The organism is Photorhabdus laumondii subsp. laumondii (assembly GCF_003343245.1).
GTDB classification, from domain to species: domain Bacteria; phylum Pseudomonadota; class Gammaproteobacteria; order Enterobacterales; family Enterobacteriaceae; genus Photorhabdus; species Photorhabdus laumondii.
Genome location: NZ_CP024901.1, coordinates 439,284 through 459,143, shown reverse-complemented (window position 1 = coordinate 459,143; position 19,860 = coordinate 439,284). Strand labels below are relative to the sequence as shown.

General features: G+C 44.3%; 22 protein-coding genes. 10 read left to right on the top strand and 12 right to left on the bottom strand.

All coding sequences use genetic code 11. The features are described from left to right. Positions 1-59 precede the first annotated feature (59 nt). From fusA to fkpA, 8 genes are all read right to left on the bottom strand, one after another. Positions 60-2,168: an elongation factor G gene (fusA, locus tag PluTT01m_RS02195; protein ID WP_011144817.1), complete on the bottom strand. Its 2,109-nt coding sequence runs from the start codon at positions 2,166-2,168 to the stop codon at positions 60-62. A gap of 80 nt (positions 2,169-2,248) precedes the next feature. Beyond that, on the bottom strand, positions 2,249-2,719 hold the full coding sequence (gene rpsG / locus PluTT01m_RS02190) for a 30S ribosomal protein S7 (protein ID WP_011144816.1): 471 nt from the start codon (positions 2,717-2,719) through the stop codon (positions 2,249-2,251). A gap of 97 nt (positions 2,720-2,816) precedes the next feature. After that, positions 2,817-3,191: a 30S ribosomal protein S12 gene (rpsL, locus tag PluTT01m_RS02185; RefSeq protein WP_011144815.1), complete on the bottom strand. Its 375-nt coding sequence runs from the start codon at positions 3,189-3,191 to the stop codon at positions 2,817-2,819. A gap of 136 nt (positions 3,192-3,327) precedes the next feature. Then, the gene (gene tusB / locus PluTT01m_RS02180) at positions 3,328-3,615 is read right to left on the bottom strand and encodes a sulfurtransferase complex subunit TusB (RefSeq protein WP_011144814.1); all 288 of its coding nucleotides are present in this window, start codon (positions 3,613-3,615) and stop codon (positions 3,328-3,330) included. A gap of 20 nt (positions 3,616-3,635) precedes the next feature. Next, a complete protein-coding gene (tusC, locus tag PluTT01m_RS02175; RefSeq protein ID WP_011144813.1) occupies positions 3,636-3,995 on the bottom strand; it encodes a sulfurtransferase complex subunit TusC in 360 nt (119 codons plus the stop codon). Positions 3,996-4,004: 9 nt separating this feature from the next. After that, a complete protein-coding gene (tusD, locus tag PluTT01m_RS02170; RefSeq protein ID WP_011144812.1) occupies positions 4,005-4,400 on the bottom strand; it encodes a sulfurtransferase complex subunit TusD in 396 nt (131 codons plus the stop codon). Next, positions 4,400-5,122, bottom strand: coding sequence for a helix-turn-helix transcriptional regulator (locus PluTT01m_RS02165; protein WP_036779966.1), 723 nt, complete (start codon positions 5,120-5,122; stop codon positions 4,400-4,402). The genes tusD and PluTT01m_RS02165 overlap by 1 nt, the downstream gene beginning before the upstream one ends. Positions 5,123-5,415: 293 nt before the next feature. Continuing rightward, positions 5,416-6,180 carry an FKBP-type peptidyl-prolyl cis-trans isomerase gene (gene fkpA / locus PluTT01m_RS02160; RefSeq protein WP_011144810.1) on the bottom strand — a complete coding sequence of 255 codons (765 nt, stop codon included), beginning with the start codon at positions 6,178-6,180 and terminating at the stop codon, positions 5,416-5,418. A 250-nt stretch (positions 6,181-6,430) separates the two neighbouring features. Between fkpA and PluTT01m_RS02155 the strand changes: the two genes are divergently transcribed. Continuing rightward, on the top strand, positions 6,431-6,649 hold the full coding sequence (locus PluTT01m_RS02155) for a protein SlyX (RefSeq protein ID WP_011144809.1): 219 nt from the start codon (positions 6,431-6,433) through the stop codon (positions 6,647-6,649). A 105-nt stretch (positions 6,650-6,754) separates the two neighbouring features. Here PluTT01m_RS02155 and slyD read toward each other — a convergent pair whose 3' ends face one another. From slyD to PluTT01m_RS02140, 3 genes are all read right to left on the bottom strand, one after another. Continuing rightward, a complete protein-coding gene (gene slyD, locus PluTT01m_RS02150) occupies positions 6,755-7,327 on the bottom strand; it encodes a peptidylprolyl isomerase (RefSeq protein WP_011144808.1) in 573 nt (190 codons plus the stop codon). Between the two features lie 88 nt (positions 7,328-7,415). Further along, complete coding sequence (locus PluTT01m_RS02145; protein WP_011144807.1) at positions 7,416-7,619, bottom strand: YheV family putative zinc ribbon protein; 204 nt, start codon at positions 7,617-7,619, stop codon at positions 7,416-7,418. Further along, complete coding sequence (locus PluTT01m_RS02140) at positions 7,603-7,752, bottom strand: potassium transporter KefB (RefSeq protein WP_228957132.1); 150 nt, start codon at positions 7,750-7,752, stop codon at positions 7,603-7,605. The genes PluTT01m_RS02145 and PluTT01m_RS02140 overlap by 17 nt, the downstream gene beginning before the upstream one ends. 159 nt (positions 7,753-7,911) lie before the next feature. Between PluTT01m_RS02140 and PluTT01m_RS02135 the strand changes: the two genes are divergently transcribed. Continuing rightward, positions 7,912-9,837, top strand: coding sequence for an ABC transporter ATP-binding protein (locus PluTT01m_RS02135; RefSeq protein ID WP_011144806.1), 1,926 nt, complete (start codon positions 7,912-7,914; stop codon positions 9,835-9,837). Between the two features lie 334 nt (positions 9,838-10,171). On the opposite strand, the gene PluTT01m_RS02130 is transcribed toward PluTT01m_RS02135, so the two are convergent. Continuing rightward, a complete protein-coding gene (locus tag PluTT01m_RS02130) occupies positions 10,172-10,744 on the bottom strand; it encodes a tyrosine-type DNA invertase (RefSeq protein WP_011144805.1) in 573 nt (190 codons plus the stop codon). 693 nt (positions 10,745-11,437) lie between these two features. Here PluTT01m_RS02130 and PluTT01m_RS02125 point away from each other — a divergent pair. The 8 genes from PluTT01m_RS02125 to PluTT01m_RS02090 all read left to right on the top strand — a co-directional run bounded on the left by PluTT01m_RS02125 (position 11,438) and on the right by PluTT01m_RS02090 (position 19,728). Beyond that, complete coding sequence (locus tag PluTT01m_RS02125; protein ID WP_011144804.1) at positions 11,438-12,004, top strand: fimbrial protein; 567 nt, start codon at positions 11,438-11,440, stop codon at positions 12,002-12,004. Between the two features lie 159 nt (positions 12,005-12,163). Further along, positions 12,164-12,730 carry a fimbrial protein gene (locus PluTT01m_RS02120; RefSeq protein ID WP_049789725.1) on the top strand — a complete coding sequence of 189 codons (567 nt, stop codon included), beginning with the start codon at positions 12,164-12,166 and terminating at the stop codon, positions 12,728-12,730. After that, complete coding sequence (locus PluTT01m_RS02115; protein WP_228956807.1) at positions 12,730-15,333, top strand: outer membrane usher protein; 2,604 nt, start codon at positions 12,730-12,732, stop codon at positions 15,331-15,333. The genes PluTT01m_RS02120 and PluTT01m_RS02115 overlap by 1 nt, the downstream gene beginning before the upstream one ends. 341 nt (positions 15,334-15,674) lie before the next feature. Next, positions 15,675-16,421, top strand: coding sequence for a fimbria/pilus periplasmic chaperone (locus PluTT01m_RS02110; protein ID WP_228985296.1), 747 nt, complete (start codon positions 15,675-15,677; stop codon positions 16,419-16,421). A 42-nt stretch (positions 16,422-16,463) separates the two neighbouring features. Continuing rightward, a complete protein-coding gene (locus PluTT01m_RS02105) occupies positions 16,464-17,057 on the top strand; it encodes a fimbrial protein (RefSeq protein WP_011144800.1) in 594 nt (197 codons plus the stop codon). A 12-nt stretch (positions 17,058-17,069) separates the two neighbouring features. Further along, positions 17,070-17,897: an MrpH family fimbial adhesin gene (locus PluTT01m_RS02100; RefSeq protein WP_049789724.1), complete on the top strand. Its 828-nt coding sequence runs from the start codon at positions 17,070-17,072 to the stop codon at positions 17,895-17,897. Between the two features lie 32 nt (positions 17,898-17,929). Further along, on the top strand, positions 17,930-18,469 hold the full coding sequence (locus tag PluTT01m_RS02095; RefSeq protein ID WP_125026202.1) for a YuaE family lipoprotein: 540 nt from the start codon (positions 17,930-17,932) through the stop codon (positions 18,467-18,469). Next, entirely contained in the window at positions 18,466-19,728 is a 1,263-nt protein-coding gene (locus PluTT01m_RS02090) for an FKBP-type peptidyl-prolyl cis-trans isomerase N-terminal domain-containing protein (RefSeq protein ID WP_011144797.1), read from the top strand. The genes PluTT01m_RS02095 and PluTT01m_RS02090 overlap by 4 nt, the downstream gene beginning before the upstream one ends. The last annotated feature ends 132 nt before the right edge of the window (positions 19,729-19,860 follow it).

Sequence of the window (19,860 nt, the reverse complement as noted above, 5' to 3'; positions counted from 1 at the left end):
AATATCGCTCCCTCGTTATATTGGGAGGGAGCTAAATCTAGATATTAAACCCGAAAAGCTTATTTAGCTTTACGAGCTTCGATAATAGCCTGAGCGACGTTGCTCGGCGCTTCATTGTACTTCAGGAACTCCATGGAGTAAGAAGCACGACCTTGGGTCTGAGAACGCAGGTCAGTAGCATAACCAAACATTTCAGATAATGGTACCTGAGCACGTACGATTTTACCGGTAGTCATATCTTCCATACCATCAATCATACCACGGCGGCGGTTTAGGTCACCGATAACGTCACCCATGTAATCTTCTGGTGTTTCAACTTCAACTTTCATGATAGGCTCCAGCAGAGCTGGTTTCGCCTTCATAAAGCCTTCTTTGAAGCCCATAGAACCTGCGATTTTGAACGCCATTTCAGAAGAGTCCACTTCGTGGTAAGAACCATCGAACAGTGCCACTTTAACGTCAACAATCGGGTAACCGGCCAGAACACCATTTTTCATTTGTTCCTGAATACCCTTATCTACTGCTGGGATATATTCTTTAGGAACAACACCACCAACGATTTCGTTGGCAAATTCATAGCCTACGCCACCTGGTTCCATTGGCTCAATACGCAGCCATACGTGACCAAACTGACCACGACCACCAGACTGACGAACAAATTTACCTTCTTGTTCAACAGTAGAACGGATGGTTTCACGGTAAGCAACCTGAGGCTTACCGACGTTCGCTTCAACTTTGAACTCACGACGCATACGGTCAACCAGAACATCCAAGTGAAGCTCACCCATACCGGCAATAATAGTCTGACCAGACTCTTCATCGGTAGACACGCGGAATGATGGGTCTTCTTGAGCCAGACGACCTAAAGCGATACCCATTTTTTCCTGGTCAGCTTTAGTTTTTGGCTCGATAGCAACAGAGATGACTGGCTCTGGGAATTCCATACGCTCCAGGATAATTGGTGCGTTGATATCACACAGCGTATCACCGGTAGTCACATCTTTCAGGCCAATCGCAGCAGCGATGTCACCTGCACGAACTTCTTTAATTTCTTCACGTTTATTAGCATGCATCTGAACGATACGGCCAAAACGCTCTTTTCTGTCTTTCACTGGGTTAAGAACGGTATCACCGGAGTTAACCACACCAGAGTAGACACGGAAGAAGGTCAAGTTACCAACGAACGGGTCAGTAGCGATTTTAAACGCCAGTGCCGAAAATGGTTCGTTGTCGTCAGAATGACGCTCTGCTGACGTATCTTTACCGTCTGGCAGAATACCTTTAATGGATTCAACATCCGTTGGTGCTGGCAGGTACTCAATAACTGCATCCAGCATTGCCTGAACACCTTTGTTCTTAAATGCAGAACCACAGGTAACCAGGATGATTTCGTTAGTCAGAACACGATGACGCAGACCAGCTTTGATCTCTTCTTCAGTCAGTTCTTCACCGCCAAGGTATTTTTCCATCAGTTCTTCTGATGCTTCCGCAGCGGCTTCAATCAAATTGCTACGCCATTCTTCCGCCAGATCCTGCATATCAGCTGGGATATCTTCGTAAGTGAAGGTGGTTCCCTGATCTTCATCGTTCCAGTTGATGGCTTTCATTTTCACCAAGTCAACAACACCGGTGAACGCATCTTCTGCACCAATGGCTAATTGCAGAGGTACTGGGTTTGCCGCCAAGCGAGTTTTGAGCTGCTCAACAACGCGTAAGAAATTCGCTCCCATACGGTCCATTTTGTTAACGAACGCGATACGTGGAACTCTATATTTATTTGCTTGACGCCATACGGTTTCGGACTGTGGCTGAACACCACCAACCGCACAATAAACCATTACGGCACCATCAAGAACACGCATGGAACGTTCTACTTCGATGGTGAAGTCAACGTGCCCTGGGGTGTCGATGATGTTGATACGATGCGCATCAAACTGCTTAGCCATACCTGACCAGAAAGCAGTTGTTGCTGCGGAGGTGATGGTAATACCACGCTCCTGCTCCTGTTCCATCCAGTCCATAGTAGCAGCGCCATCATGAACTTCACCGATCTTATGGTTTACACCAGTGTAGAACAGAATACGTTCGGTAGTGGTGGTTTTACCGGCGTCGATGTGTGCACTGATACCGATGTTACGGTAGCGTGCAATGGGTGTTGTACGAGCCATTTGATTCCTCTATTCCTAGGACGTTCAATGTAAATCTGGGTGGCAGAACAGCCACCCAGGGCATCATCACTACGATGGGATTACCAACGGTAGTGTGCGAACGCCTTGTTAGCTTCTGCCATACGGTGAACGTCTTCACGTTTCTTAACAGCAGTGCCTTTATTTTCGGCTGCATCAGATAATTCGTTCGCCAGGCGCAGGGCCATAGATTTATCACCGCGTTTACGAGCAGCTTCAACGATCCAACGCATTGCTAACGCATTGCGACGAACCGGACGAACTTCAACTGGTACCTGATAAGTAGAACCACCAACACGGCGGGACTTAACTTCCACGGTTGGACGCACATTATCTAATGCAAGTTCAAATGCTTCCAGGTGCTCTTTACCAGAACGCTGAGCCAGGGTCTCAAGCGCACTATATACAATTGCTTCCGCAGTAGATTTTTTACCATCTACCATCAGGATATTGACGAATTTGGCCAGTAATTCAGATCCAAACTTTGGATCTGGCAAAATTTTACGCTGACCAATTACACGACGACGTGGCATGGAAATACTCCGTTTCGAATTCAGGGTTGTCCAAAACTCTACGAGTTTATTTTGACATTAAGGTAAATAATGTTTGGCCTTACTTAACGGAGTACCATTAAGCTTTTGGCTTCTTCACACCGTACTTAGAACGACCTTGTTTACGGTCTTTAACACCGGAACAGTCCAGTGCACCGCGAACAGTGTGGTAACGCACACCTGGCAAGTCTTTAACACGACCGCCACGGATCAGAATTACGGAGTGTTCTTGCAAGTTGTGGCCTTCACCACCGATGTAAGAAGAAACTTCGTAACCGTTAGTCAAACGCACACGACATACTTTACGCAGTGCAGAGTTTGGTTTTTTAGGGGTGGTGGTATATACGCGAGTACATACGCCACGCTTCTGCGGGCAAGCTTCCAGAGCAGGAACGTTGCTTTTTGCAACCTTCATGCTACGGGGTTTGCGCACCAGCTGGTTAATAGTTGCCATTATTAAAAAAACTCCTGGTTTTTTTGCTTCGTAAACACGGATTAAATCTCTTGTCTGCCCTAACGGCAAAACACGAGGACGCGGAATTTTATGGCTGACTCGCCAAGGTGTCAAGAAATATACAGCTTTTTCTCAACTACCAAGCGAATTGTTGATGGTGTTTTACCGTCAGGTTAACAAAGTCAGTATAGTCGATCACTTGCACTTTGTCTGAAACCTGATCGTCCAATCCCCGCGCCTCAATATCTTCTTTCAGTGCATACAAGGCAGCACCACAACTGATCAACGCCGACAGATAGCAATTACCCTCAATACCTGCCAGCACACCATCCTGAATAAACAAGATGTCATCACCACGGGCAAGCAGCTTGGATATCACATTGAAATCACATTGATAAGGCGATCGGCCAACAGTATATAGCATCTCATTGTCCTTCCAATAGCTCAGAATGTCAGCACAACATCATAGTCAACCAGTTTCTCACGGATCGTTTCTGCGGGTATCACTTTCGCATCCAGAACAAAATGATTGACTGAGCTTAATCCACGCATAACAAGATCTTCCTGGCACAAATAACATTCTTCAATATCGTACAAAGGCAACACCTTAAAAGTAGCGATATAGTTTCTGGCGAGAATTCTGTCAGGCTGCTGATTGGGTAGTAGTTGAAGTACACCGTCAGAAATAAAAAATACCCCTACCTTTTCTGTTAATGCCGAAGTGGCCAGCAATGCATCTAAACCTTCTCGACCCCCTGCATCACCATGGGGTGTTTTAGTAAAGATAAAAGCAATTTTTTTCATTTTTGCCTCTTAGAATTGCACCACACGGTCGCAAATCAACATAGCTTCAGCTAGTGTGCCCAATCCACTTAATTCAAACCCTTCCGCGAGGTTTGCTACCGGTAAATTCAACTCACTCGCCTGCTGAGCATCAATAACACCACGGCGAAGGGCAGCGGCAATACAAATGTGCATGCTAAACCGATGCTCTGTTGCCATCATCTGCCATGCGCTAACCAAATCAAACTCATCACTGGCTGGTGAGGTCAATTGATTGCCGTTATAAACCCCTTCCCGATAAAAAAATACGGTATTAAGTTTATGCCCCATCGTAATCAAGGCTTGCGCGAATTGGTAAGCACTGCTGGCTTGTTGGGTACCATATGCGGGCCCCGTAACCAGCAGACAATAAGACAGCGAAGACATTACCGCTCAGGCCCTAAACATTCACCATTTTTAAACTGGCGAATATAGAGGTAAACAGTATGCTTAGAAATATTTAAACGCTCAGCAACCTGATTGATTGCATCTTTAATATCAAAAATGCCTTTCTCATAGAGATTTAGAACCACCTGTCTGTTCTTGGCATTATTGGATACACTGCGATCAATATTGACTTCTTCGATAGTATATTCAAGCGTTTGCGCAACCAAATCATCCACAGATGAGGCAAAATTTACATTTGGAGCGACATCATGTGTTTCCTCTGGAATAAATGTCTGAATAATTTCAGAGAAAGGGACATCGAGATTCATATTAATGCACAAGAGGCCGATCACTCGGCGGTTCCGGTTGCGGATCGCAATTGTGACTGACTTCATCAATGAACCGCTTTTCGCTCGGGTAAAATAGGCTTTGGATGCACTACAGTCTTCGTCTGTAATGTCATGTAACATACGCAATGCAAGATCAGTGATAGGTGAACCTATCTTACGACCTGTATGTTCTCCGTTGGCTATTCTGACAGCTGAACATTTAAGATCTTCCAATGAATGAAGGACAATCTCGCAATGCCCACCAATTAGCATAGCCAAGCCATCAACTGCGGCTTCATAAGACTTTAAAATTTCGTGATCCGTTTCAGTAAACGGTTGGTTTTCCAGTAAATCGACATCACTGATATCACCAGATAATAACGGGTTAGACATTAAATACACCATCCTTCAATCGCAGACAACGTCTTGCTAAAAACACAACGTGATAAACCTATAAAAATTTCTTGTGAAAATTCAATTATTGCAGATTAACAGAGATCTCAATCAAAGATCTTTGCATCCACATGAAATATTGACGTTAAAACCACATGACATTATCGTCAAGCCATTGCTACTCAGACATTTGGGCTCTATCACAGCTTTCAGTAACAAAAAACCGTTGACAGAATCTCTACCAACGGTTTTATCCGTATTGATCAAAGATATTTAGCGAACAGCTAAATAGCTTACTTAGCTTTGGTCTCCGCTTTAACATCCAGCAGCTCAATATCAAATACTAGTGTCGAATTTGCAGGAATACCCGGCAGATCCGCTTTACCATAGGCCAGCTCTGGTGGAATAACCAGTTTAATTTTTCCGCCTTTTTTCACATTCTGTAAACCTTCTGTCCAACCTGGGATAACGCTATCCAGGCGAATAGAAAGGGGTTCATTACGCTTATAGGAACTATCGAACTCTTTACCGTCAATCAATGTCCCCCGGTAGTTCACAACTACCGTGTCGCTTGCCACAGGCTTCTTACCACTGCCTTCCTTCTCTATTTTATACAAAAGGCCGGTTTTACTCTTAACGACACCCTTTTCCTTAGCAAATTCTTCACGATATTTAACGCCTTTAGCTTCATTCTCGCTGGCTTCTTTTTCCATCTTAGCTTCAGCAGCAGACTTCACTTTACCTTCAAACGCACGCAGCGTATTTTCAATTTCGCTGTCAGTCAGTTTGCTCTTATTATTGAAAGCATCCTGCACACCCGATAACAATTGATCTTTATCCAATGGGATACCCAGAGATTTCTGTTCTTTCAGGGTGTTTTGCATATAACGCCCTAAAGATGCGCCCAGAGCATAAGCATTTTGCTGATCTTCTGTTTTAAATGCGCTGTTCAATTCTGTACTACTCTGGCTATCTGCTTTAGCCGCCAACACCTGAGGGGCGCTGAAAGCCATCGCTAATGTGGTAGCAAGCAGGGTAACTTTAAACAATGATTTCATCTGTTTCTCCAATAGCTTTGGGGGATTTTACCGTCAGCAAAAGTTATGCAATCAAGTCACTATAACCGTCTACAGGAGCACAACACAATATTTGCCGTTTTTTAGTGCCCCAAACTTATTAGGACAACATAAATGACTAGAGGTTTCATAACAACCGCATTTCACAGAATATTCTGGGCATAGTAGGCTACTCTTAATTAATATGAGGCATCTAACACAGGCAATACAGGACCTGAAACGGGAGAAAATCATGGATCTGTCAAAATTTGAGCAACGGCTTGAGTGTTTGGAAAGTCGAATGGCCTTTCAAGAAAGAACTATCGAAGAATTAAATCAGGTAGTGACTGAACAGCAAATGGAGATCACTAAATTAAGAGAGCATTTGCGGTTGATGACAGAACGATTGAAAGCCACTCAACCCTCAATGATCGCTTCACAATCTGAGGAAACACCTCCGCCTCATTACTAGAAAAGACATTAAATTACAATAAATTAGGGCAAGCGCTGAAACTAACTATTCCAAACTTGCCCCGCTTTTTTTAAATATTAAAAGCCCACTATCCGCTTCAGCTTATCAGTGGCAACCACCGCCACCGCAGCATCCGTGTCCTTCATTATGGTGATGATGACTGTCGTCATCGCCGTGACCACCACAGCACCCCTCACCATGTTCGTGACCATGAGCACCATGAACATGGCCATGAGCCAGCTCTTCTTCGGTCGCTTCACGAATGGCAATGACTTCAACATTGAATTTCAGATTCTGACCCGCCAGCATATGGTTACCATCAACCACAACATGCTCACCTTCAACTGCTGTAATTTCTACGGGTACTGGCCCCATATCGGTATCAGCCAGGAAACGCATGCCAACTTCCAGTTCATCAACACCAACAAAGACATCTTTTGGCACACGCTGAACCAGATTGTCATCATACTGACCATAGGCATCATCAGCCTGTACGCTGACATCAAAACTCTCACCCGCCTCACGGCCTTCTAGCGCCTTTTCCAAACCGCTGATCAGTGAACCACGGCCATGCAGATAGTCCAACGGCGCACTCGCCGGTGACTCATCAACTAAAACACCATCTTCCGTTCTTACTTGATAAGCCAGGCTGACTACCAAGTCTTTTGCTACTTTCATGACATCTCCTACCCGTGGGTCTAAAAATTTTTACCAATTGTAGCGGAATTTTCAGTCTCTGTACTCACTCGCGCTAATATTCACATAATTACTGTGGGGTAAAAATACCAATAACCTGCTCCTGCTTTCTGACATGAGAGCTCACTTTCTCATCAGTCTGGCGTTGTTGGTGACCACAATGGACACATTCCACCACATCCACCTGATCTTCTTGCCACATTGCCAGCGTGTCCTGAGAGTGACATTCTGGACAGACAGCACCGGCAATAAATCTCTTACGGCTTACTGACATGATTTGCTCCGCTATTATTCATGTATTCATACTCATTCCAACCATCCGGTTGACGACGTTCACTCAGCATTTCTCGTTCGAATAGCTCTTCCAGTTCCCGTCGTGCCTCTTTTATACGAGATATGTGAGCCACATCAATACAGCAGCAGGACTTTAGGCGGCTGTAACATCGTTCCCTCCTCAAGAACGTGTCAGAACACGTATTTTCCGTTACCATGCATACGAACGTTATAAAATAAAACGCTTACTATCTGTTATTGCTAATTTAACATATTCTATACAAACGATACTTATGATTGTTTTCTCTTCATTACAAATTCGTCGCGGAACTCGTGTTCTGCTGGACAATGCCAGCGCCACTATCAATCCCGGGCAGAAAGTTGGTCTGGTAGGGAAAAATGGCTGTGGTAAATCTACCCTACTTGCACTATTAAAAAATGAGCTTCAGGCTGAAACAGGCACATTCACTTTTCCCAGTAACTGGGCACTTTCTTGGGTGAATCAGGAAACGCCAGCACTGGAAATACCCGCTCTGGAATATGTCATTGATGGTGATCGTGAATTCCGTCAACTGGAACAACAACTGCGGATAGCCAATGAAAAAAATGAAGGTAATCTGATTGCTCATCTGCATGGTCAATTAGACACGATTCAAGCCTGGACGATCCGTTCAAGAGCATCAAGTCTACTGCACGGTTTAGGTTTCTCTCAAGAGCAACTTGATCAACCTGTACGTGCATTTTCCGGCGGATGGCGCATGCGCCTCAATCTGGCTCAGGCACTACTCTGCCGTTCTGATTTACTGTTGCTTGATGAACCGACTAACCATCTTGATCTGGATGCGGTTATCTGGTTGGAAAAATGGCTGAAAAGCTACCCCGGAACATTAATCCTTATCTCCCATGATCGGGATTTTCTTGACCCGATTGCCGATAAGATCCTCCATATAGAACAACAATCCCTATTTGAGTACAGTGGCAACTACTCATCTTTCGAACGCCAGCGCGCCACCAAACTGGCGCAACAACAGGCCCTTTATAAAAGTCAGCAAGAGAAAGTTGCCCATCTGCAAAGTTATATTGACCGTTTCCGTGCCAAGGCCAGCAAAGCCAAACAAGCTCAGAGCCGTATCAAGATGTTAGAGCGGATGGAATTAATCGCTCCTGCCCATGTTGATAACCCATTTCATTTCAGTTTCCGTAAACCGGAAAGTCTGCCAAACCCACTCCTGAAAATGGAAAAAGTCAGCGCAGGCTATGGCGAACGGACCGTTTTAAATTCCATCAAACTGAATCTGGTTCCCGGCTCCCGCATTGGCCTGCTTGGCCGTAATGGTGCGGGTAAATCCACGTTAATTAAACTACTGGCTGGCGAACTGCAATCTCAGAGTGGAACGGTAGAATTAGCTAAAGGGATTAAACTGGGATATTTCGCCCAGCATCAACTGGAATATTTACGTGCTGATGAATCACCATTACAGCATTTAGTCCGCATTGCGCAACAGGAAACAGAACAACAACTTAGAGATTATCTGGGCGGCTTTGGTTTCAAAGGTGATCAAGTGACTGACCCAAGTGGGCGTTTTTCCGGGGGAGAAAAAGCACGTTTGGTTTTGGCATTGATGGTCTGGCAACGCCCTAACCTCCTGTTACTCGATGAACCAACGAACCACCTCGACCTGGATATGCGTCAGGCACTGACAGAAGCTTTGATCGACTTTGACGGTGCATTGGTTGTGGTTTCTCACGACCGACATCTATTACGTTCAACAACCGATGAGTTGTATCTGGTTCATGATGGCCGGGTAGAATCATTCAACGGCGATTTAGAAGATTATCAACAATGGCTGATAGATCAACAACGTCAACAAAATCAGCAAATACGTGAAAACAACGATAAGGAAAAAGAGACATCCAGCCAAAGTGCTCAGGAAAGAAAAGATCAAAAACGGCGTCAAGCTGACTTCCGTAACCAAACGCAACCCTTGCGTAAGCAACTGGCTAATTTTGAAAAACAGATGGAGAAACTGGGTGGCGAATTGGTTGCACTCGAAAATCAACTTTTAGACAGCGCTATCTATGATAGCAGCCGTAAAGTCGAATTAACTGAATATCTGCAAAAACAAAATCAGACCAAATTAAAATTGGAAGAAATTGAATTAGCATGGATGGAAATTCAAGAACAGCTTGAAAAAATAACACAAGAGTTTGAAGGATAAATGATTTTACAAATTATCATTCAATAAAAAATAAAGCGGAAAAAACAATCCGCTTTATTTTTCGATAAGTGAATCTGTCATTGAGTCAAAAATTCAAGATAATTTCAATTAATCCTTGGATATCAGTTAAAATTCACATTGTTATTTAATAACGTCATGTATTACCCCCTAATAAATCAAAAAATCAGCATTCAATGATATTCATAATTATCATTGAATAATGAAAAATCCTCATTAGCTCAACATTAATGAGGATTTCTTATCATCAGATGACATTTTTTGTAATAAGAGAAAAAATTTCTCATATCACAACATATTTTATAAAAAGAGGGTATTAACTGAATCCTTTTGAAGGAATTTCCCATATATTGGAGAACCGTTTTACATTGCTTGCTGTGTAAATAACAGTGTGGGATATATTGCGGTGACCGAGATAATCCTGAATAAGACGTGTATCTCTTCCCAAATCAGCAAGAGCATAGCCGCAGGCATGTCTTAACATATGTGGATGAGGTGAAATATCGACTAATGCTTGCCTGCCATAACGTTTTAACAAACTATAAACCTGATAGCGTGAAATCGCACCTGATTTTTGTGATAAAAAAACCCACGATGTGTCTGATTCTCTCCAGCTCTTACGGATATTAATCCATTGATTTAACGCATTAAGTTCTTCAGGCACCAATGGATGTGTTGTTGATAGTCCTCCTTTTAATCGCCTTACGTGAATAATTTCCGAGCTAAGATCAAGATCGGATAGTGTCAGATTACATAGCTCACTAACTCTAAATCCATGAATAAAACACATGAGTAGCATGCAATAATCCCGCTCAGCATGACGCCCCTGACGTGCTTTTTCTAAAATCGCATCAATTTCATGTCTGGTTAAGAACTTACGTTTCTTCATGAAAATAATTCCTGTGAGATTTGGGCAGATAGTTACCGATAGAGAATATTAATCTAAATAACTATATCAATTAATAGAGATTTTATGGAATTACTGATCTAAAATTCCATTTATTTATCATAAGAAAGAAACAAATATTTTTTATATGTAAATATAAAATTATATATATCATTGAACAGTGATTTTTTGATAGAAAATATCAGGATGTAGAATTTTTATTAAAAATTAAGAAACTATTTTACAACAAAAAACTAAACAGAATGCACCAAACTGTGAATAGTTTTACACAAAACTATCACCTAAGTCAACTATTGTACCTCTCCAGACTGACAACATTTAACCATTTGTAATATATGGTTTTTTTAATATCTTTTTATGACTTTTAATATTTTATCAATATTATTTTATAAAAAATTAGTTGGTTTGTTTGAGCTTGATCAGAGATCAATCAATTGGAAAGTTTATAAATTTAAATTAATGTCGATTTTTGGATATTAATTCCAAAATATTATACATTTTAGTATTTATAACTAAACAAAACAGTTTGGTGCATTTTGTTTGGTTTTAAAAAATGTTGATATGAGATTTTAAGACCCTTTTTGCATTGGATATCTGGTGTAGGAGTTGAAATCCTACACTGCTACTTTTGTATGGTTATGGGTATCTTATCCTTAAGTTAAGGAATTAACTCACATGAAATTGAATAAATTGGTTATGGTTCTCGGATTGGGTGCAACCCTAGCAGCAGGTTCTGTCAATGCGGCCCCCGAGCCTTCCCCCAAAACTAAAAGTACTAACCAAGGCCACGGAAAAGTGACTTTTGAAGGTTCTATTATCGATGCGCCTTGTTCAATCCACCCCGGTGATGACGATCAGACTGTGAAACTGGGGCAGATTTCCAACAAAGCACTGGCAGGAGGCGGTAAGTCCACCCCGGTTCCTTTTAATATCCGTTTACTAGACTGTGATGCTAACGGCTTGGAAAAGAGGACTGTAACGGCGACTTTCTCTGGGACACCCTCTGCTGTGAATAAGGACCTACTGGCAATTGTTGGTTCGGCCTCTGGTGCGGCTATTGGTATCACCAACGATAACGCCAAGCTGATCAAACTAGGACAACCGAGCTCACCCACAATCATCACCGATGATTCCGACTCTACCATGCGCTTCGCTGCTTTCTTACAAGGTGACGGGGCTTCTACGACTATCGTTCCTGGTGATTTCACCGCTGTGGCTAACTTCACTCTGACTTACCAATAAAGGTGTTGAAAGAAGCCTTTCTGTGCGTTGGAAAGTCTATCTGTTTCTCTTTCCCGCGGTTGCCTAGCCTTCAGGCTGACAGGGGAAACAGCGGGAAAGAGGGGTCCCTACAAGATTAGGGAAATGAATTTGCCGGTAAACCAAATTTTGGAGAGCGAGATGACTCTTCTTAGCCGTCCAACCTGTTCTAAGATGTTACCTTCCCTGCTGACGTTGTTAGTGCTAACCAGTCTGATATTGTCATTTATGGCAACCGCTATCAACCAAGAGCACGGCCGCGTCAACATGCAAGGCTCCATCATTGATACACCCTGTACAATTGCTTTGGGCAATCAAGATCAGACCATCGACATATCATCTATTTTGGTCGGACAAATTATCCGCAGTGGTCACGGGCCGGTACGGCTTTTAAGTATACAGTTGATTAATTGCCTGTTGGCTCCCGTATTACTGAATCGCCTGAGCAGGTCATACTTTCAAGTGACTTTTGATGGTGCGGCTGCTCGTAACGACCTATTTAGCATAAATGGCGAGGCGAGTGGTGTGGGATTACAGATATCGGACAGTACAGGAGCGGTAGTCGCGCCGGGCAAACCCATGCCTGTAGAGGATCTGCAAATAGGCTCAATGCGGCTGGATTATACTTTACGTCTGGTAACAGCTCACCAAGTGTTACGCGCCGAGGTCCTCCACACCATGATACGTTTCAAACTGGATTATTTCTGATGAAAGGACCCATCATGCCATCGTTACTTTGTGGAGCGAGGGATAGCTCGGTGGCACTGTGTATCTTGTTGGCTCTTTGTCGCGTGCAGGTGGTCAAGGCTGCCGATAGGGTGGAATTCAACACGGATGTTCTTGATGTCAAGGATCGGGCGCGTATTGACTTAAGTCAGTTTTCCCATGCTGGCTACATTATGCAAGGTAGCTACCAGATGGTATTACGCTTGAATAAAAACGAATTGCCCGAGCAGACAGTGCAGTTCATTGCTCCTGATCATGATCCAAAAGGCAGTGAAGCGTGCCTGACGCCGAAGATGGTTGATCAACTGGGGCTTAAAGCGGATGCAATCCGTCAGCTTACTTGGTGGTATAACGGCCAATGCCTAGAAATAGCTTCTCTGAAAGGTATGGAAGTTCGAGGTGACTTGGGCGCTGGGGCACTATACATCAGCATGCCGCAGGCTTACTTAGAATATACCGTAGAAAACTGGGATCCGCCGTCACGTTGGGATAATGGGATCTCCGGTATGTTGTTTGACTACAGCGTCAATGCACAGGTGACAAATCAGTCAGGCGCAGGCAGCCAAGCGCAATCTTTAAGTGGTAACGGAACAGCTGGGGCCAACTTGGGACCTTGGCGTCTGCGGGCTGATTGGCAAGTGCAGTACAGCCATACTACGGGACAGGTAGGAAGTGCCCAGCAAAGCTGGGAGTGGAGCCGCTATTACGCCTACCGTGTGATAGCCGCTCTGCGTGCCAAGCTGACGTTGGCGGAAGACTACCTCAACTCTGGGATGTTTGACAGTTTCCGTTACATCGGAGCCAGTCTGATATCGGACGACAACATGCTGCCACCGAACCTGCGCGGTTATGCGCCGGAAGTGACAGGGGTGGCGAAGACTAACGCCAAGGTGACCATCAGTCAGCAAGGGCGTGTGATTTATGAAACTCAGGTGGCAGCAGGCCCTTTCAGTATTCAGGATCTGAATACTGCGGTGAATGGCAAGCTGGATGTGAAGGTACAGGAGCAGGATGGCAGCGTACAGACCTTTCAGGTGAATACCGCTAATGTCCCCTATCTGACACGTCCGGGTATGGTTCGTTACAAAATTGCCGCCGGTAAGCCATCAGATATTAAGCATCGCAGTAAAGGGCCGGGCTTTGCAACCGGAGAATTCTCTTGGGGGGTGAACAACGGTTGGTCGCTGTACGGAGGCGCTTTGCTGGCTAGGGGCTATAACGCTCTGGCTATCGGTATCGGCCGTGACTTGCTGGCGTTTGGTGCATTGTCATTTGATATAACGCAGTCGCGAGCTCAGCTTCTGCATGATGACACCAAACATGGAGGTTCGTATCGGGTTAGCTATTCTAAACGCTTTGACGAATACGACAGCCAGATAACATTTGCAGGTTACCGTTTCTCAGAACGTAACTTCATGAGCATGTCACAGTATTTAGAGGCGCGTTATTACGGTGTCAATAATGGCAGAGGTAAAGAGTTCTATACCATCACGTTTAACAAGCAGTTTAAGGAATTGGGGCTTAGTGTTTATCTGAACTACGGCCATCAGACCTATTGGGACCGTCCGAACAACGATACTTATAACCTGTCACTATCACGTTATTTCGACATTGGACGCTTTAAAAACATCAGCCTGAGCCTAACGGCATATCGGACTCAGTACAACGGCACTAATGATGACGGTTTGTATCTGAGTATGGCTGTACCGTGGGGTGAAAATAGCACAATAACCTATGACGGTCAGCTTAGCCGTAATAGTAGTAATACTGTGGGCTACTATGACCGTATCGATGACAACAATGCATATCGGATTAATGTCGGTAACGGTCAGGGTGGGCGTAGTATTGGCAGTGGTTACTTCACCCATGAGGGGGATATAGCTAAGTTGACAGCGAATGCCAATTTCCGTGGAAGTGAATATAGCGCTATGGGGCTGTCACTTCAGGGGGGAATGACGGCAACGGCAGATGGCGCTGCGCTACACCGTATCAACATGATAGGGGGAACACGCATGATGATCGACGCTGATGGGATTGGTGGTGTACCAATACGCGGTTATGGCAGTGTGACCCATACCAACATTTTTGGTAAAGCGGTGGTGAGTGATATCAACAGTTACTACCGCAGCAGCGTTAATGTGGACGTGAACCAACTGGCGGATAACGTGGATGCAACTCGCTCGGTGGTACAAGGCACGCTAACGGAAGGCGCTATTGGTTATCGCAAGTTTGGGATGATCGCCGGCGAGAAGGCGATGGCCATTATTAAATTGACAGACGGTACGGCTCCTCCATTCGGCGCTATCGTGATGAACGAACGTGAAATGCAAACTGGCATCGTGAATGATGAAGGAAGTGTGTGGTTAACCGGCATTAATCCAGGCGAGAACATGAGTGTGCATTGGGATGGTCGCATACAGTGTCTCATCACATTACCGCAATCTCTTCTAGCCAACTTGATGAATAATCTGTTGTTACCTTGTCGGCGTGTTAAAGGGAATGATGGTAGTGACGCTGTAGAGACAGTTGTTACACCAGCCAACACAGGTAACGTAGCGAGGATCGGCGGCGAAAATGGCAGGTGAGTTAAGACAAACTGGATGGGTAATTCAGGTGTGGAGAACCGTAAGCCGCGTAAGTATGTGCTGCGAGATTAGATTTATACCCTATGGATTTCAAGATGCATCGCGACGGCAAGGGAGCGAATCCCTGGGAGCATAGATAACTATGTGACCGGGGTGAGTGAGTGCAGCCAACAAAGAGGCAACTTGAAAGATGACGGGTATAGCCGTGATATCAACCATATTTGCGCATTCGCACTCGATTCCAGCCAAGGGTGGTGGTTCTTTCCAGAAGATTAATAAAAGTATGGGGTGGATGAATGGAAATGTTGCCTAAAGATAAGTACAACCGCATGAGTATGACAATGAAAAAAAACGCGGCGGCTTCTGCTGTCATGTTGGCCGGTATTCTGGCTGTTCAGCAAGCTAATGCAGCTATTGCCCTCGATCGCACCCGCGCGGTGTTTAATGGGGAAGATAGATCAATGAGCCTTAGTATCAGTAACCAGAATAAAGAGTTGCCCTATCTTGCGCAGGCTTGGATTGAGGACGAGCATGGCAACAAGATTAACACTCCACTGACTGCACTACCGCCACTTCAAAGAGTAGAGCCGGGAGCCAAAAGCCAAGTGAAGTTGCAAGTCACTCAGGGCATCAACATGTTGTCTCAGGATAAAGAGACGCTGTTCTATTTCAACCTCCGGGAAATTCCGCCAAAGTCCAACAAACCCAACACATTGCAGATTGCGCTGCAAACACGTATCAAACTGTTTTATCGGCCAAAGGCTATTACTGTTGGCCGCACGGACTACGAAAATCCTTATCAGGAGAAGTTGACGATGACTCGACAAGGGGATCGCTATGTAGTGAACAATCCGACGCCATACTACGTGACCATCGCATCAGCATCGTCCAGCCTAAATGGAACAGCGGTATCCGGTTTTAATCCGATGATGATCCCACCAAAAGGCAGTGCTGTGTTGGGTGGCAGTGCGTCAGCAATGGGTAACAATCCTGTACTGATTTTCATCAATGATTTCGGTGGTCGGCCAAAATTAGTGTTTGGTTGTAGTGGTGGCACTTGTACCGTGAAAAGTAGTAAACCCGGTTGAGATGTTTGCTGAAATTGGGGTAGCTCAGTAAAGGAGGCATGTATGAACACCATCCTAAAGCCAGATCGAGATGGACTGATACCGTCCTTGTGTCGGCGTAACCGATTACATGTTCTTAAAGCGTTGTTGCTCTTGCTTTCGATAAGCTCAGTGTGTAATGCGAAGGATAAATTTGAATCCATTGTTCGTATAAAAGTTAATGTGCTTAGAGAAGCTTGTAATATCCAGCCTGGAGATGATGCAATTACCGTGGACTTCGATACAGTGTTCGGAAAACACCTTTATCAAAATGAACGTAGTCATAGTAAAGCGTTTTCAATTCACCTCATAAACTGTGATGTGACAAGAGCTCGGGAGGTGAATATAAAATTTCTAGGTAAGGAAAATAATGAGCTTCCTGGGCTTTTGGCTTTTCAACCGGGAAGTCAAGCATCAGGGGCAGCGGTTGGAATAGAGTCTCTGGCTGGAGAACCTATTTCGATAAACAAGACTGTTAAAAAATATAGTTTAAATAATGGCAATGCCACGCTGGACTTTAAAGCCTACGTGCAAGGGGAACCTTCTGCTATCAGAAATCACTCAATAGTATTTGGTAAGTTCTCGGCTATTTCGACGTTTATGTTGGACTATGAGTGAAATGGAGGGAATATGAGGGGCTTTTTCTATCTTGTTTTTTTCATGGCATTGGCAGGTGTTCCATTTATAGAGGCAAATGCGGGAGCCTTTGTTATGCCTATTGGAATGAGCGAAGATAATGACAGGACGCCGCGTACAACTCAAGAAATAATCGCCTGGGATGAAAATGATACAGACCCAAATCCATGTCACGGTTCTGGTGTTTGTTATGTTGGCCCAGATGTGAAGTATAGATATCGCCTGCCGGGGATGCATGGTAGTTGTATTGAGGGGAAGCATTGTATTGAAATCTCTCGCTTGAAGACTAAGAAAGAGGTAGCTGAGGCTTACAAAAAAACATTTCCGTTGCCATATCGATCAGATTTCCGTTTGATATCCACTGATGCGACGTGTATAGGATTGTTTTTTATTAGACACCAACCTACTTTAGGATTTTCAGATGCGGAGCTGTGGCCGGGTAGTACTTGTGGTCGGTTGCCACCAACTAATCAATCTTGCAATATTTTTTTGCCACCTGTTATTGATCATGGTGATTTGGGGGTGGAAAATCTCAACGGGAATAAGAAAACGATAACAGGAAATGTGCAGTGCACATTGCCAGCTAACCTGACTTTATATACAAAATCCTCAACGGGTGAAAAGTTTATTTATTTAAATCCTAAAAAAACACTTTACTCCGATGTGGATATCAATGGCTCAAATGCTTGGAATGGTGTTCCAATAACGGTAAGTGGAAATAATCTCTATTCATTTTCCTTTTCATCCAGACTTCAATCATTGGGTAAAGTTGATGCAGGTGCCTATTCGGGAGATGTTATTGTGATTATGACTTTTAATTAGTTTTGATGCTAATGATGCTGGGGAGTAATAAGGTGAATAACTTGTTTGTTCTTAAACATATATGTGTGATGTTGCAGGTTTGGAAAATAACAAGGCGCTGCATTGTACCTTATGGTTGTTATTTCTACCTACTATTAGCAGCCGCATTTCTTTTAACAGGATGTGCTCAAGAGCTCACACCAAAGAGAGTGCCGACATCAAGTAAAATAAAAGCATCGTCAACCACTAAGACATTGGTTCATTCTTCATTACCCCCTGAATCTGGAGGCGGTGATTGTCGTTTTACCGGAAATGTGCAGCCCTCTGCTGACAACAATTCCGGTAAATTGGCACAATGTACTCGCGAGTTGGAGGCATTGAAGCAGTTCAGCGGCACTAAATACACACGCTACAAAGCCGAATTTGATCGCATTGCCCGTACGGGTAGTCAATATTTGGCGGTGGCTAACGGGATCAGTGAGGATATCAATGATTTAGTACGTCCTAAGTATCAGTATGCTCTTACCAGTTTGTGTTATCGTATAAAAAACGACTTATCATTGGCATTAATTAATCAGGTAGATGCACAATGAGCTGTATACGAATGCATCTTCATCGCTGTGCCTGGTTATTAATTGGTTTTTTGGGAACGGTTGATATTGTAAGTGCAGCAGAAAGTGGAAACTATACACCTCCTGGCGGTACGCCCTCGGTGGATAGCTTGATGGAAAGCGCCAGTAATTCTGATTATGGTCTGAGTACCCTAATGGCGCAACAGTCCAAATCTGGTGAGTCATCTTCAAACAGAAGTGCATCAAAGCATGCGGTTGGAACATCCATTCTTGTTGGTATGGGGGCCTCGTCCGGTGGTAGCGAAGCAGCAGCCCGTAAAGTATTGCGTGCAGAGAATCGTAAGCTTAAGAGACAACTGACCGATAGTATCGCCGAGTTGAAGTCTTCCCAGACTGAACTAGAGAAGAGCCGTAAGCAGCTATCTGACCACCAATCAGTCAGGATAGAAATGCAGAAGCAAAAGGATACATTACAAAAACAGTTAAGTGACCATCAGACCCTACTGACAGCTACGCAGCATCAGTTCAAAGAAGCACAAACGCAGTTAGAGGCCGTGCGTAAACAGTTCAGAGAAGCTGACATTGTTCGAGAGCAGTTAGAGACGGCATTGGTTTCTACTCGTTATCAACTAGTGCAAGCCAATGATCGAGCGGTAAAAGCCAGTAAATCCGTGAGTGTACCGCTCGATAGCGATAACCGTAAGCGTGACTATGTCGTGGGCCAAGCGATGGCCTCGGGGCTAAAAGAGACACTGGCGAGTTATGCAGAAAGTGGGTTATCTCTGGATCCTGTTCGAGTGACTGCCGGATTAACTGATGGATTACGCAATCGCATGCAGCTTAAACGCAGTGATATGGATAAATATTACCTGACCTTTGCGGAGCAATTACAAAAACAGGTAAATGCCAAGGTTAAGATGGGAGAAGCACTGATTGCGAAGAAAACTGCCGGACGCAAGCCAGCAAAGAAAGTCAATGGCTTGGTGTACTTTGTGGTCAAGAAAGGTCACCCTATTAAGGATCAGGATGCACCGGTTTCACTAGCTTTGTCTGAGCAGATTGTTGATGGTGCCACTTTAAGCGCTATTCCGACACTGACACTTACCGCTGACGATGATATACCCGCCGTAGTGCGTGAGGCGCTTCCATTGTTGGGTGAAGAGGCCGAAGTTGATGCCTATGCTTTAGCTAAGGTCGTGTATGGCAACTTACCGATGCCGAAAGGGGTAACCCCGTTTACGGTCTTGGTCTATCACCTGAAAGGGATTAAACCCCAGTAAAAATAAACCATTTTGACATCCTTATGCCTTGGATTTACCCAGGGCATCATCAATCTCATATTCACCTGATTTACCCTCATAATAATGATAGATTTATCAGGCACAACAAAATCATTATTATTTAACCAGAGG

What these genes read in the sequence shown, in the direction of transcription:
- PluTT01m_RS02125 (WP_011144804.1), top strand. Translation starts at nt 11,438, where the DNA reads ATGAAATTGAATAAATTGGTTATGGTTCTCGGATTGGGTGCAACCCTA.
- fkpA (WP_011144810.1), bottom strand. Translation starts at nt 6,180, where the DNA reads ATGAAATCATTGTTTAAAGTTACCCTGCTTGCTACCACATTAGCGATG.
- PluTT01m_RS02165 (WP_036779966.1), bottom strand. Translation starts at nt 5,122, where the DNA reads ATGTCTAACCCGTTATTATCTGGTGATATCAGTGATGTCGATTTACTG.
- rpsG (WP_011144816.1), bottom strand. Translation starts at nt 2,719, where the DNA reads ATGCCACGTCGTCGTGTAATTGGTCAGCGTAAAATTTTGCCAGATCCA.
- PluTT01m_RS02155 (WP_011144809.1), top strand. Translation starts at nt 6,431, where the DNA reads ATGGATCTGTCAAAATTTGAGCAACGGCTTGAGTGTTTGGAAAGTCGA.
- PluTT01m_RS02105 (WP_011144800.1), top strand. Translation starts at nt 16,464, where the DNA reads ATGAACACCATCCTAAAGCCAGATCGAGATGGACTGATACCGTCCTTG.
- tusD (WP_011144812.1), bottom strand. Translation starts at nt 4,400, where the DNA reads ATGTCTTCGCTGTCTTATTGTCTGCTGGTTACGGGGCCCGCATATGGT.
- PluTT01m_RS02130 (WP_011144805.1), bottom strand. Translation starts at nt 10,744, where the DNA reads ATGAAGAAACGTAAGTTCTTAACCAGACATGAAATTGATGCGATTTTA.
- PluTT01m_RS02110 (WP_228985296.1), top strand. Translation starts at nt 15,675, where the DNA reads ATGAAAAAAAACGCGGCGGCTTCTGCTGTCATGTTGGCCGGTATTCTG.
- PluTT01m_RS02090 (WP_011144797.1), top strand. Translation starts at nt 18,466, where the DNA reads ATGAGCTGTATACGAATGCATCTTCATCGCTGTGCCTGGTTATTAATT.
- tusB (WP_011144814.1), bottom strand. Translation starts at nt 3,615, where the DNA reads ATGCTATATACTGTTGGCCGATCGCCTTATCAATGTGATTTCAATGTG.
- PluTT01m_RS02135 (WP_011144806.1), top strand. Translation starts at nt 7,912, where the DNA reads ATGATTGTTTTCTCTTCATTACAAATTCGTCGCGGAACTCGTGTTCTG.
- tusC (WP_011144813.1), bottom strand. Translation starts at nt 3,995, where the DNA reads ATGAAAAAAATTGCTTTTATCTTTACTAAAACACCCCATGGTGATGCA.
- PluTT01m_RS02145 (WP_011144807.1), bottom strand. Translation starts at nt 7,619, where the DNA reads ATGTCAGTAAGCCGTAAGAGATTTATTGCCGGTGCTGTCTGTCCAGAA.
- fusA (WP_011144817.1), bottom strand. Translation starts at nt 2,168, where the DNA reads ATGGCTCGTACAACACCCATTGCACGCTACCGTAACATCGGTATCAGT.
- PluTT01m_RS02115 (WP_228956807.1), top strand. Translation starts at nt 12,730, where the DNA reads ATGAAAGGACCCATCATGCCATCGTTACTTTGTGGAGCGAGGGATAGC.
- PluTT01m_RS02100 (WP_049789724.1), top strand. Translation starts at nt 17,070, where the DNA reads ATGAGGGGCTTTTTCTATCTTGTTTTTTTCATGGCATTGGCAGGTGTT.
- rpsL (WP_011144815.1), bottom strand. Translation starts at nt 3,191, where the DNA reads ATGGCAACTATTAACCAGCTGGTGCGCAAACCCCGTAGCATGAAGGTT.
- slyD (WP_011144808.1), bottom strand. Translation starts at nt 7,327, where the DNA reads ATGAAAGTAGCAAAAGACTTGGTAGTCAGCCTGGCTTATCAAGTAAGA.
- PluTT01m_RS02120 (WP_049789725.1), top strand. Translation starts at nt 12,164, where the DNA reads ATGACTCTTCTTAGCCGTCCAACCTGTTCTAAGATGTTACCTTCCCTG.